This window comes from Frankia sp. Cppng1_Ct_nod, from assembly GCF_920656135.1.
Taxonomy (GTDB): Bacteria; Actinomycetota; Actinomycetes; order Frankiales; family Frankiaceae; genus Protofrankia; species Protofrankia meridionalis.
In genome coordinates this window covers 72,223-84,287 of sequence record NZ_CAKKTK010000011.1, presented here as the reverse complement: position 1 = coordinate 84,287, position 12,065 = coordinate 72,223, and the positions used below count along the sequence as shown (strand labels likewise).

At 69.2% G+C, this 12,065-nt stretch carries 11 protein-coding genes and 1 pseudogene; 3 read left to right on the top strand and 9 right to left on the bottom strand.

Translation table 11 applies throughout. The features are described from left to right. Together NBW77_RS05800 and NBW77_RS05795 are read left to right on the top strand one after the other, a co-directional pair. On the top strand, positions 1–169 hold a 169-nt coding region (locus NBW77_RS05800), incomplete at its 5' end, for a PLP-dependent transferase (protein ID WP_175324765.1). Then, on the top strand, positions 166–813 hold the full coding sequence (locus NBW77_RS05795; protein ID WP_175324764.1) for a homoserine O-acetyltransferase family protein: 648 nt from the start codon (positions 166–168) through the stop codon (positions 811–813). The genes NBW77_RS05800 and NBW77_RS05795, both read left to right, overlap by 4 nt. A 64-nt stretch (positions 814–877) precedes the next feature. Here NBW77_RS05795 and NBW77_RS05790 read toward each other — a convergent pair whose 3' ends face one another. The 8 genes from NBW77_RS05790 to NBW77_RS05755 form a co-directional block, all read right to left on the bottom strand. Beyond that, on the bottom strand, positions 878–2,269 hold the full coding sequence (locus NBW77_RS05790) for an acyl-CoA carboxylase subunit beta (protein WP_131747813.1): 1,392 nt from the start codon (positions 2,267–2,269) through the stop codon (positions 878–880). 197 nt (positions 2,270–2,466) lie between these two features. Beyond that, positions 2,467–3,693 (bottom strand): beta-ketoacyl-ACP synthase II, encoded by a 1,227-nt coding sequence (gene fabF, locus NBW77_RS05785; RefSeq protein ID WP_131747811.1) that lies wholly within the window; start codon positions 3,691–3,693, stop codon positions 2,467–2,469. After that, on the bottom strand, positions 3,690–3,938 hold the full coding sequence (locus tag NBW77_RS05780; protein ID WP_131747810.1) for an acyl carrier protein: 249 nt from the start codon (positions 3,936–3,938) through the stop codon (positions 3,690–3,692). The genes fabF and NBW77_RS05780 overlap by 4 nt, the downstream gene beginning before the upstream one ends. A 77-nt stretch (positions 3,939–4,015) precedes the next feature. Further along, positions 4,016–4,954 carry a beta-ketoacyl-ACP synthase 3 gene (locus tag NBW77_RS05775; protein ID WP_131747809.1) on the bottom strand — a complete coding sequence of 313 codons (939 nt, stop codon included), beginning with the start codon at positions 4,952–4,954 and terminating at the stop codon, positions 4,016–4,018. Next, positions 4,951–5,958, bottom strand: coding sequence for an ACP S-malonyltransferase (locus NBW77_RS05770; RefSeq protein ID WP_131747808.1), 1,008 nt, complete (start codon positions 5,956–5,958; stop codon positions 4,951–4,953). The genes NBW77_RS05775 and NBW77_RS05770 overlap by 4 nt, the downstream gene beginning before the upstream one ends. 231 nt (positions 5,959–6,189) lie before the next feature. Next, complete coding sequence (locus NBW77_RS05765) at positions 6,190–7,497, bottom strand: PucR family transcriptional regulator (RefSeq protein ID WP_502799439.1); 1,308 nt, start codon at positions 7,495–7,497, stop codon at positions 6,190–6,192. A gap of 386 nt (positions 7,498–7,883) precedes the next feature. Further along, positions 7,884–8,426: a lytic transglycosylase domain-containing protein gene (locus NBW77_RS05760; RefSeq protein ID WP_242606009.1), complete on the bottom strand. Its 543-nt coding sequence runs from the start codon at positions 8,424–8,426 to the stop codon at positions 7,884–7,886. 132 nt (positions 8,427–8,558) lie between these two features. After that, positions 8,559–9,314, bottom strand: coding sequence for a tyrosine-protein phosphatase (locus NBW77_RS05755; RefSeq protein WP_131747806.1), 756 nt, complete (start codon positions 9,312–9,314; stop codon positions 8,559–8,561). An 86-nt stretch (positions 9,315–9,400) separates the two neighbouring features. Here NBW77_RS05755 and NBW77_RS22285 point away from each other — a divergent pair. Continuing rightward, positions 9,401–9,637: pseudogene (locus tag NBW77_RS22285) on the top strand (hypothetical protein); the annotation flags it as partial. Positions 9,638–10,104: 467 nt separating this feature from the next. On the opposite strand, the gene NBW77_RS05745 reads toward NBW77_RS22285, so the two are convergent. Next, complete coding sequence (locus tag NBW77_RS05745) at positions 10,105–12,048, bottom strand: nucleoside-diphosphate sugar epimerase/dehydratase (RefSeq protein ID WP_131747805.1); 1,944 nt, start codon at positions 12,046–12,048, stop codon at positions 10,105–10,107. Between the last annotated feature and the right edge of the window lie 17 nt (positions 12,049–12,065).

The following is a 12,065-nucleotide window of genomic DNA, read 5'->3' as shown; positions in this document are numbered from 1 at the left end:
CGGGGACGTGCGCTCGCTCATCATCCACCCGGCGACCACCACCCATTCCCAGCTCACCGGGTCCGAGCAGGCGGCAAGTGGAGTAACTCCGGACCTGATCCGGCTGTCCGTCGGGATCGACGACATCCTCGCTGATCTCGATGCCGGCTTCCGCGCAGCCAAGGGATGACATCTCGGTCAGGGGATGACGTCGCCCCGGACGGGACGGCGGACGCGGTCGCGACCGCCGAGCAGATCGCCCTGTATTCGACCCAGATCGCGGCCATCACAGCCGACCCCCGCTGGCACGGCGGTGACTACCACGGCCGGCCGCCGGGCTTCGGCCCCCATGCCGGGATGGGGCTCGCCCGGAGAATGGCGCAGGTCAGTTACCGCAGCGAGCAGGAACTCGCCGCCTGGTTCGGTGACAGGGTGCAGCCTGACGGGCGTTTCGCGGCCGAGTCCTATGTCGAACACCATGCGGACAAGCTTGCGCGCCGGTTCGACGCAGGCACCTACGTGATCCTGACCCGGGCAATGATGACCCAGAACGTCGGCCGGAACCGCGGTGGTGTGGCCGCGGCCCTGGCGGGTTGCCCGGTCGCGGTGACAGTGGCCGGAGTCGACTCCGACCGGCTCTATCCTCTGCGCCTTCAGCATGAGATCGCGGACGGCATGGGCGTGCGTCCGCCGGGCGCCGGCGGCGGTGCGGGCAGCGGCGTCGCGGTGGTGCGATCGGAGTACGGACACGACTCCTTCCTGCTGGAGACCGAACAGGTCGGAGCGGTCATACGTGCCGCGCTCGCGGCGTCCGCGCCGTCGTTCCAGCGGTGATACCGGAACGACAGCGCGGGAGACAGCGTGGGAGCGGCCGGGGAACCCACCGAGGGATCAGGACCTACAAGGGGATGTTGCCGTGGGTTCCGCGTCCGACGGGCCCACGGGTCAGGGCATCGGCGATGGCTGCCCGGGTGGCCGAAGGTGTGACCACGCCGTCCACCACGCCGAGTTCCACCGCCCGGTCGATCCCGCCGACCGCACGCACGTGCTCGGCGGCCAGTTCGGCCAGCACGGTCGAACGACGCTGGGCCGGGACCTCCGCCAGCTGCCGCCGGTGCAGGATCCCCACGGCAGCCTCGGCTCCCATCACCGCCACCTCGGCGGTCGGCCATGCGAACACGGCCGTCGCACCGAGGCAGCGGGCGTTCATCGCGATATACGCGCCGCCGTAGGCCTTGCGGGTGACGACCGTGACCCGGGCGACCGTGCATTCCGAGAACGCGTACAGCAGTTTCGCGCCGCGCCTGACCACGCCCTCCCACTCCTGGCCGACGCCCGGAAGGTACCCGGGGACGTCGACCAGCACAACCAACGGCACCCCGAACGAGTCGCACATCCGCACGAAACGTGACGCCTTCTCCGCGGACGTCGCATCAAGGCATCCGCCGCGGCGCAGCGGGTTGTTGGCGACCACACCGACCGTACGGCCACCGAGCCGGCCGAGAGCGGTGACGATGTTCGGTGCCCATCTGGGGTGGAGCTCGATCACCTCATCGTCCAGAACGCGCGCCACCAGCGGACGTACGTCGTAGGCGCGACGCGGCGACTCCGGCAGCAGGCTGTCGAGATCGCGGGCTTCGACCTGTCCGACCTTGCCCTGGTCGCCCAGCAGGACGCAGAGCCGGCGGGTACGCGCGACGGCAGCCTCATCGGAGTCGCAGGTGATCGCGACAACCCCGCTGCGGCGTGCGTGTACGTCGGGCCCACCCAGGCTGTCGGCGGTGCACTGCTCACCGGTCACCGAGCGCACCACGTCCGGCCCGGTGACGAAGATCTTCGCGTCCGGACCCATGATGACGATGTCGGTGAGCGCGGGGCCGTACGCCGCGCCACCCGCCGCGGCACCCAGCACCAGGGACAGCTGTGGGATCCGTCCGGATGCCCGTACCGTCGAGGCGAACACCCGGCCGACTCCGTCGAGGGACGCCACGCCCTCCTGGAGCCGAGCGCCACCTGAATGCCAGATCCCCACCACCGGGTGATCGAGGCGTACCGCAGCCTCGATCGCGTGGACGATCCGCGCACAACCGTCGTGGCCCATCGCCCCGCCCTGGACGGTCGCGTCGGTTGCGAAGGCAACCACCGGAACGCCCTCGACGGTTCCTTTTCCGGCCAGCACGCCGGATGCGTCCGCCGTGGCGAACGGTTCGAATGTCCCCGGATCGAAGAACTGGGTCAGCCGGGCGAATGGAATACGCGGGTCAACGCGTTCGAGCGTGGAGAGACTCACCGTTTATCTCCTTGAGATTATTGGGGTCTCCAGCGACGCGAAAAGCGATAACTGCGCCGCCTTCGACCGGTCGGACCCACCGGTCGTGGAATAGGACGACACCCGGAGAGTAACGAGGGCGCTCGTCGGATGTCCGGTCGGACCTGAAATCACGGCGATTTCAGGTCTCGCGATCGAAGGCGCGGGGCCTGGAGCTGTCAGGGAGTGAAGGCGAGGCAGACGTCGTGCCCGCCGAACCCGAACGAGTTCGACAGGGCCGCGCCGGCGGGAATGGAACGGTTGTCGATGGATACCACGTCGAGATCGATCTCGTCGTCGAGCGCGTCGAGGTTGCGGGTTGCCGGCACGGTCCGCTCCCGCAACGCGAGGACGGAGATCACCGCTTCGACCGCCCCGGCCGCGCCCAGCAGGTGCCCGGTCATCGACTTGGTGGAGGTCACGGTCACGCCGTCGATCGCGTCCCCGAGTGCGGCCCGTAGCGCGCGGGCCTCGGCAACGTCCCCGACGGGTGTGGACGTGGCATGGGCGTTGATATGGATGACGTCGGCCGGGGTGAGTTCGCCGGAGCGCAGGGCCGCGCGGATGGCCCGGGCCGCACCGGCACCGCTCGGCTCGGGTGCGGCTACGTGGTAGGCGTCCGCGCTGGTTCCGGCGCCGGCCAGGGTGGCGTATACGGTCGCGCCGCGGGCCCGGGCGTGTTCGGCTGCTTCCAGCACCAGTACCCCGGCGCCTTCTCCCAGGATGAAGCCGTCCCGTCCCTTGTCGAATGGCCGGGATGCCGTGTGTGGCGAGTCGTTGCGCTTGGACAGGGCCTGCATCTGGGCGAACCCGGCAATGGGCAGCGGGTGGATCGCCGCCTCGGAGCCACCGGCGATCGCGACGTCCGCCCGGCCTGTCCGGATCATGTCCAGGGCGTAGGCGATGGCCTCCGCGCCGGACGCGCACGCGCTGACCGGCGCGTGCACCCCCGCGCGGGCGGTGAAGGCGAGACCCACGGTCGCGGCCGGGCCGTTGGGCATCAGCATCGGTACGACATGCGGGGAGACCCGACGCGGTCCCCGTTCGCGTAGCACGTCGTACTGGTGCAGCAGGGTCAGGACCCCGCCGATGCCGGAGCCGATCACCGCTGCGAGGCGTTCCGGGTCGATCTCGGGTGTCCCGGCGTCGGCCCAGGCCTCCCGGGCGGCTACCAGGGCGAGCTGTTGCACCCGGTCGAGGGTTCGTGCCTCCACCCTGCCCAGCGGGGGTTCCACTGCCACGGGCGCGGCGATGTGCACCGGCAGCTGCTCGACCCAGTCCTCGGTGAGGCGGCGGACGCCGGAGCGGCCCGTGAGCAGCCCCTCCCATGTGGACGCAACGTCGCCGCCGAGAGGAGTGGTTGCCCCGAGGCCGGTGACCACAACCTGCCTGGGGGTCTCGGTCACGCCGCGACACCCGCCCGCTGGATGTAGGAGACCGCGTCACCGACGGTCTTGAGGCTCTTGACGTCCTCGTCGGGGATCTTGACGCTGAACTTCTCCTCGGCCGCGACCACGACCTCGACCATGGACAGCGAGTCCACGTCGAGGTCGTCGATGAAGGTCTTGTCCACGGTCACGTCGGCCGGGTCGACACCGGCGACCTCCTCGAGAATCGCGGCGAGGCCTTCCAGAATGTCGGACTGCGACATGTGTTCCTCCTTGTATGTGGTTCTCTGTTGAGGTCTCATGGTGTGGGTCCCATGGTATGGGCTTTGTGCGGTGGATTCTACGGGCAGCGGACGACCTGGCCGCAATAGGTCAGACCCGCGCCGAACCCGAACAGCAGGACGGGGTCACCCGGTCGCAGTTCGCCGCCGTCCAGTATCCGGCTGAACGCGAGCGGGATACTGGCGGCCGAGGTGTTTCCGGAATCCACCACGTCTCGGGCGACAATAGCGTTCGTCGCGCCGATACCGGCCACCAGCGCATCGATTATCCGGAGATTGGCCTGGTGTGGGACGACAGCGGCGAGTTCGGATGGCGTGACGCCGGCGAGTTCGCAGGCGCGCCGAACCGTCGGAGTCAAGGCGATAGCCCAGCGGAACACGGTCTGGCCTTCCATCCGGAACAGGTTGTCACCGTACCCCGGAATGCGGATGGCGTCGGACTTCCCGCCGTCGTGGCCCCACACCGCGGGTCCGATCTCCCGGGTGGCGGCAGGTCCGACAACCGCGGCACCGGCTCCGTCGGCAAGCAGGATGCAGGTCGACCGGTCGTCCCAGTCGGTGTAGTCCGACAGCCGCTCGGCCGCGACGACCAGCACATGCCTGGCGCTTTCGGCCCGAACCATGTCGGAGGCCATCGACAGGGCATAGGAAAATCCGGCACAGCCTGCGTTGATGTCGAACGCACCGGCGTTGTCGGCACCGAGCCGGTGGGCGATCTGCGGTCCCGATCCCGGTATCTGGGATGGGTTCGTGCAGGTCGCGAGCAGCACCATGTCGATGTCGGCGGCGTCGATCCCGGCCGCGGCCAGTGCCTTGCCCGCGGCGGTGGTTCCCATCGCGACGATGGTCTCGTCGGCGTCCGCGATGCGGCGGGTGGCGATACCGGTCCGTGAGCGGACCCACTCGTCGGATGTCGCGACGCGCTTCGCAAGGTCGTCGTTGGTGACCACGCGGGCGGGACGGTAGGTCCCCAACCCCATTATCCGGGCACCTGTCATCGGGTCACTCCGATGAGACCGGTGCGTTGCCGTCCGACCTCGATATCACCCTGGTCGCCGGTATCACTCCGGTTGGTGGCGGTGGTCGAGCCGGTGTACTCGGCGACGAGTGCCCGGGCTGAGGGCAGGTCGTCAGGGGTCTTCACCGTGAGGATCTTCATGCCTTTGAACTCCCTTTTGGCTATCCCCGCCAGCGTGCCGGCCGGCGGGAGCTCCACAACGGCGGTCACCCCGAGATCGCGCATCCGAGCCATGCACAGGTCCCACCGGACCGGGGCGGCCACCTGCGCGACGAGGCGATGAACCAGTTCCGGCCCGGTCCGGATGATGGAGCCGTCCGCGTTGGACAGCTGCGGTAGGGCCGGAGTCCGTGGCCGCAGGCCCGGGGCGATGTCCGCGAGGCGCTCGCGGGCGGGCTCCATGAAGTGGGTGTGGAAGGCGCCTGCAACCGACAGCGGCCGCAGCTTGGTACGCGCCGGCGGGTCGTCGGCGAGGCGGGCCAGCGCCTCGGCCGAACCGGCCGCGACGATCTGCCCGGCGCCATTGCGGTTCGCGGCGGTCAGCCCGAGTTGCTCGAGGTGGTCGGTGACCGCGTCCGGCTCGCCGCCGAGGACCACGGTCATGCCGGTGACGGTACCCGCCGAGGCTTCCGCCATGGCGCGTCCTCGCAGCCCGACGAATACCAGCGCGCTTTCGGCGTCCAGGGTGCCGGCGAGAACAGAAGCTGTGATCTCACCCACACTGTGGCCGGCGACAAGAAAGTTCCCTGAACTGCTCAGGGAAAGCTGTTCGGCGGCGATGAGACCCGTCGCGACGATCAGCGGCTGAGCGATGGCCGTGTCGCGGATCGTGTCAGTGGACGCGTTGCAGCCGGCGTCGACAAGGTCGATTCCAACCGCGGCCGACCACCATCGCAGGCGGGCCTCAACCCCGGCGATCTCAAGCCAGGGCCGGAGCTGACCTGGAGTCTGGGCACCTTGACCTGGCGCGAGGATAGCGAGCACCGGACTACCTAACCCTTTCCGACCGGTGGCTGTCGCTGGCGGGCGCTCACCGTTGTGGCGTCACCTCCTTGTGGGATACCTACAAAATGATTCGGTCTTACTAGATCTTTATTCCACGTCTTCGTACTGGACCGGAATTCTGTGACACGGGCGACAAGCAGCGGCAACGCATCCTGCGCGAGTGGCCGTGGCAGGCGTGTCCGGTGACCGTTCGGGCCTTCACTCGGGCGATCAGACGGTCGCGAGCCTGCCCAGGATGAGCGCTACGTGCAGGGTGAACCGTTCACGATGGTCTGTCGGGTCGAGCCCGCACGCATCCGCGGCCTTGCGAAGGCGGTAACGGACCGTGTTGGGATGCAGGTAGAGGGCGCGTGCCGTCGCCTCCAGGGAAGCACCGAAGTCGAGATAGGCCCCGGCCGTCGCCAGCAGGGGCGCACCGGCTTCGCGCAGGGGGACGTAGACGTTCTCGACCAGCGCCCGACGTGCCCCGGTGTCGCCGGCGAGTGCCCGCTCAGGCAGGAGCGCCTGCGCCGTCACCGGTCGTGGAGCCGCCGGCCATGCCGCGACGACGTCGGCGGCGGCCAGCGCCGCGTGCGCCGAGGACGCCGCCGCGGCCAGGTCGGACGCGATCGGGCCGACGACGACCGGGCCGGGTCCGCAGGCGGGCAGCAGGGCCTCGGCCGCGTCGAGCAGGGCTCGCTCGCCCTGGTCGAGGCCGGGCCTGATCGACCGTGACGCCTGAGCACCCCCGAAGTCCCCCCCGACGATCACGACCAGTCGGTCGTGGTGGACGCCGGTGAGCACCTCCAGCCCGGCCCCGCGCCCGAGGCGGTGGACCTGGTCGACGACCACCTCGGGGGAGTGGTCCGGGGTGTCCCCGACGATCACCGCGACCATGGGTGGGTTGCGCCACCCGAGCGCCGCGGCCCGCGACGGCAGGGCCCGCTCGACCTCGCCGCGCACGACGTGGTCGACGACGAGCGCTTCGAGGCGGGCGTCCCACGCGCCCCGTTCCTCGGCGGCGCGGGCGTAGACGACGGCCCCGGCGAAGGCGATGTCGCGGGAGTAGCGCAGCACGTCGGCAAGCAGCCGCTGTTCGTGGTCGGGGCCGGCGAGGGAGGACACCTCCGCCTCGACCGCCTCAACGGCGACTCGGACCAGGTCGACCAGGCGCCGGAAGGTGACTGCCCGAACGAGATCGCGGGGGGCCACTTTGAACACGTCCCCGGACAGTTCCCGGGCGTGCTCAGGACGCCGGCACCATTCCACGAACGAGGAGATCCCGGCCTGCACCACCAGCTGGATGTCGGCCCGGTGCCGGGCCGACATGCTCGCGAACCACGGGAGCACGTCGTGCATGCGCGTCACCGCCCGGCCGGCGAGCATCCCACTCGAACGTTCGATCCGGCGGATGACCTCCTCGGCTGCCGTCGGGTCCATGCCCTGTGCCGTGGGGGAGTCGGCGGCCGGACTCGCGGTCGGATTCGCGGTCGGATTCGCGGTCGGCCCCATGGCGGGCAGAGCCTCGCTACCGGCCATTGGCCGTGTCACCGGATGTCCGGGGTGGACGCTCCGGCCGCCGGGCCGGTTCGGAAACGCCGTTCACCACCGTCGAACATGTCTGCTCCGTAAGATCGAATGAGTCGAACGGGTCGTGTGCGCCCGGGGCGCGTCGGGCGGATTCTCGCTGACGCCGATATCACGAAGATCCAGGAGATACTCCCCCGTCGGACTCGCCCGGTCATGGCCTGCCCGGTGGTTCGGATCCTCGTCCTTCATGGCGGTAGGTCCTTCATGGCGGTAGGCCCTTCGTGAGGGTAGGTCCCTCTTGACGATAGGGATGTCAGCATGCCGCAGTCGTCGGAGTCCACCCGGTAGAAATGCCGGCATCGTCGGCCCGCGGTCATACCGGTCGGAGCCGCCTGTCAGAGCTGCCTGTTGAATCGGCTGGCCCAACTGTGAACGTTCGCGACATACGCCCGCGTCTCGCTGAAGGCGGGAACTCCGTGGGCGTCGCGGACTGCCTGCGGCCCGGCGTTGTACGCGGCAAGGATCAGCGACAGGCGGTCACCGGGCAGTTCCTGGACGAGCTTCGCCAGATGGGCGTCGTAACGTGCGGCGGAGGGGATGGCGTCCGCGGGATCCAGCGGGTCGGTCCGGCCGTCAGCGTTGCCGTCAACGCCGAACTGCCTCCAGGTCTCGGGAAGGAACTGCATGAGGCCCTGGGCTCCGGCAGGGGATACCGCTTCGCGATTGAACTTGCTCTCCACCCGGGCCTGGGCCGCAAGCTGCGCCGCGGTGAGCACACCGTAGGCGGTGGCGGCGCCCCGAAACAGGGGGACGAGATCCGGCGGGACTCTCGACGCCGATCGGGACGGAGCGCCGTCGCATCCGGCGAGCACCGTGGCCAGGAGGAGAGTGAGGGTCAGTGTGACGCCGGGTAACGCGTGGGGCCGGGCTGCGCTCACCCGCTTATTGTGCTGGGCCGGATAGCCGCATGTGCGGACCTACGCGATTTCCCTGGTGCCGCCGTGTCGGCACGCGATGTCGGCACGCGATGTCGGCACTGCGGGTCGGCTGGTCCGGACGGTCGGCCGGGTTCAGTCGAGCAGGTTGTCACGCAGCGCCCGGAGCGCGGCTTCCGGCACACCCGCCTGTCGGGCCCACTGTGCGGCTCCACCCCAGGTGTGGTCGACCGCGGCGAGGAAACGGGTCATGACATCGGGCCGACAACTCGACTGGTCCGCCTTGCGGGGATTGTCCGGACGGTGGTAGCTGGGCCGTCTGGCCAGCCGGAGGTCCACCCGGTCGATCCGTTCGTTGGTGACGGTGTAGTCGGCGACGATCGCCTCCCGGTGGACCCCGGCGATGTCGAGCAGCAGGGCGGCGAGCACGCCCGTGCGGTCCTTGCCTGCGGCGCAGTGGAAGAGCGCCGGCAGCGAGCCGGGCCGTGCGAGTAGTCTCAGCGCACCGGCGACGGCTTCGGGTGCCAGCCGCAGGTAGTCGAGGTAGTGCTCAGCCCGGTCCTGTGATGAGAGATCGGCGATGATCAGGGGAAATCGCGGGTCGTCGGGCATCACGAACTCGCCCGGGATGAACGACAGATGGTGGTAGGCGATCTTCTCGTGTGCGAGTGGGCCGCGGCCCTCCCTCGCGATCTCGACTTTCGCTCGAAGATCAAGAATGGTGCGCAGTCCGTAGTAATCGCGTAACGTGACAACGTCGTCGCTGGTGAGTTCCTGGACGGTGTCGCTACGCAGCAGTCGTCCCGATCGGGTCGACCTGCCGTCGGTGGTGGGAAGCCCGCCAAGGTCCCGGACGTTGTCGGCGCCGACGAGGTTGAACCACCGATCCACCCGATGACCATAACTATTCGGCTATTCGGGTGTCTGTCGAAGTCGTGAACCGGTTGGCCGACATCCGGGGAGCCCGGGCGTGGGCGATGGGGATGACTCGGCGGACGGATTCATGGTGCGTCGCGGGAAGCGACCGCCATGCTATTACTAAAAGGCGTAATGATGCTTCGAGGAGTGACGCCATTGGCATCGCGACGCGTCCCGGATCCCGGCTTGTCCTTGACGGTGGCTGGCCCGTGGACGTGGACGTGGACGTGGACGTGGACGTGGACGTGGACGGGCTGCGGGATCTTGCCCGTCCGTACGGCCTGTCGATTATCGAGGACTGTGCGCAGGCGCACGGAGCGACGCCGCGCGGTCGGCCGGGCGGCATTGCCGTCCCTGCCGGAGATGGTCGAGCGGCGCAGGGACAACGCGCTCCCGGTGTCCCTGCGCCTGCGGGATGTCGCGGCGCTGTGGCTGAGACTCCGCCACCGTCGAACGTCGGCCATGCTTACTACCGCTGGTATGCGTTTGTGTGCGGTGACCTGCTGCGCGAGGGCTGGAACCGTGACCGGGTCGTGGCCGCGGTCCGGGCCGAGGGCGTCTCGTGCTCGACCGGTTGTCACGGCGAGGTGTACCGGGAGGCGGCGGTACCCATGCAGTGGCGTCCAGCGGTGCCGCTGCCTCCGACGCGGTCGTCAAGGTCATGTCGGTCGCGGCAGTGGCATAGCGGGTTCCGGCGGGTCACATCGCAGGGATGGTGTCGCACCCGTCGTCGCATCCGTCGTCGCATCTGTCATCGCACCCGTCAGCGGTCGTTGCCGATCGCGGTGGCCGTCCCGGTCATCCTGGGCTGGCTGGGTACTACGGGTGTGAACTGCGGCTGGACGCCGAGGTCCTCACAGAGGGCGAGCTGGCGCAGGGCCGTGCGGGTCGTGTCGGAGTGCCCCCAGGGATCGAGATCGAGGATCTGCGCCCGGTCCACCGGTGGCGCGGACACGTAGGAGATCAGGGGATGGTGGCGGCGGATGTCGTGTTCGTTGTCGTCGAAGAGCTCCTCGTGCAGTTTTTCGCCGGAGCTGAGCCCCGTGTAGACCACGTCGACCGGTCGTGGGCTGCGGGCCGCGAGCCGTCTGGCGACGTCGGCGATCCGCACCGGCTGGCCCATGTCGAGCACGAGAACGTCGCCGTTGTCGCCCAACGCTCCGGCCTGGATGACGAGTTCCACGGCCTCCTCCACGGTCATGAAGTATCGAGTGACATCGGGATGTGTGACTGTGAGCGGCCCACCGGCAGCCAGCTGGCTGGCGAAGACCCTCAGCACGGAGCCCTGGCTGCCGAGCACGTTGCCGAACCGCACGCTGACGAACACCCCCTGCGCGTGCCGGGACACCTGGGCGGTCAGCCGCTCGGTGACCCGCTTGGAATAGCCGAGGACGCTCGTCGGGTTCGCGGCCTTGTCCGTCGAGATGTTGACGAATTGTTCGACACCCGAGGTCACAGCGGCGTCCAGGACGGCCAGGGTGCCCCAGACATTGGTCTTGACGGACTCGCCGGGGAAGCGTTCCAGCAGGGGCAGGTGCTTTAGCGCGGCGGCGTGGAAGACGACCTGCGGCCGGTGCAGGTCGAACAGGGCGCCCAGGGCGTCGACGTCTCTGATGTCGCAGAGCACGACGGCTTCGTCATCCGCTCTCGCCCGACCGTGGATGGACAGTTGGACGGCCCGCAGAGCCGACTCGTCCCGGTCCAACATGATCAGCTTGTCGGGTCCGTAGCGGTGGATCTGCTGACACAGCTCGGAACCGATCGAGCCACCGGCTCCGGTGACCAGTACCCGTCTGCCGGTGAGGTAGCCCGCGACCGAATCCACATCGGTCTGGATCTGGCGGCGTCCCAGCAGGTCGGTGAGGTCGAGGTCGCGGATGTCACGCACGTCGACGCGGCCGTCGATGAGGTCGACGACCCGGGGGAGCACCTTGACGGCGAGGCCCGCGTCCTCCGCGACTCCGGTGATCTCCCGTAGCAGCGCGGCGTCGGCGCTCGGGATCGCCACCAGCAGGGTGCGCGCGCCGGTCTGTTGGGCGACGGTGGCGATGGCCTCGCGCCCGCCCCGCACGCGGACACCGGCGAGGGCCAGGTTCTGGGCGTGCGGATCGTCGTCGAGCAGCGCCACGGGCCGGTATGGGCTGTCCGGGGTGCGCAGCATCGAGGCGAGCACCCGGTCGGCTCCTTCACCCGCACCGAAGACGATGATCGGTTCGGCGTCGCTCCGGTGCTGGCGACGCCTGCGTTCCAGGGCCAGGCGCCACAGGTAGCGGACGCCGAACATCCCGACGAGCGCGTTGGCGCCGGCGAGTGGGAGAACACCTGCGGGCAACAGCCGGGGCCGGCCGAAGGCGATGTCGATGAGGATGATCCCGAGTGTGGTGAGCCCGATGGAGAAGATCAGGGCCCGTACCTCGTCGAAGCCACCGAACCGGTAGCGGCCGAGGTAGAGGTGCAGAGCCGTCCCGGTGAAGTACAGCAGGAAGACCCCGAGTACGGCGATCGTCCAGAACCCGGTGTCGCCGAGCGGGGAGCGGGCGAACCGGCCGCCGTAGGCCGCGCCCAGCCCGGCCAGCAGGCACGCCGCGTCAGCGCCGATCTGCAGCCCGACCCGCTTGCGCAGTTCCAGCAGGTGGAGCGGTGACAGCCGGGTGCCGGCCGTCCACCGCGGGAGTCTCCGAGAATCAACAACCTTCCGCTTCTGCATGACTCCACAGCGTAGTA

What these genes read in the sequence shown, in the direction of transcription:
- NBW77_RS05795 (WP_175324764.1), top strand. Translation starts at nt 166, where the DNA reads ATGACATCTCGGTCAGGGGATGACGTCGCCCCGGACGGGACGGCGGAC.
- NBW77_RS05780 (WP_131747810.1), bottom strand. Translation starts at nt 3,938, where the DNA reads ATGTCGCAGTCCGACATTCTGGAAGGCCTCGCCGCGATTCTCGAGGAG.
- NBW77_RS05775 (WP_131747809.1), bottom strand. Translation starts at nt 4,954, where the DNA reads ATGACAGGTGCCCGGATAATGGGGTTGGGGACCTACCGTCCCGCCCGC.
- NBW77_RS05765 (WP_502799439.1), bottom strand. Translation starts at nt 7,497, where the DNA reads ATGGCCGGTAGCGAGGCTCTGCCCGCCATGGGGCCGACCGCGAATCCG.
- NBW77_RS05745 (WP_131747805.1), bottom strand. Translation starts at nt 12,048, where the DNA reads ATGCAGAAGCGGAAGGTTGTTGATTCTCGGAGACTCCCGCGGTGGACG.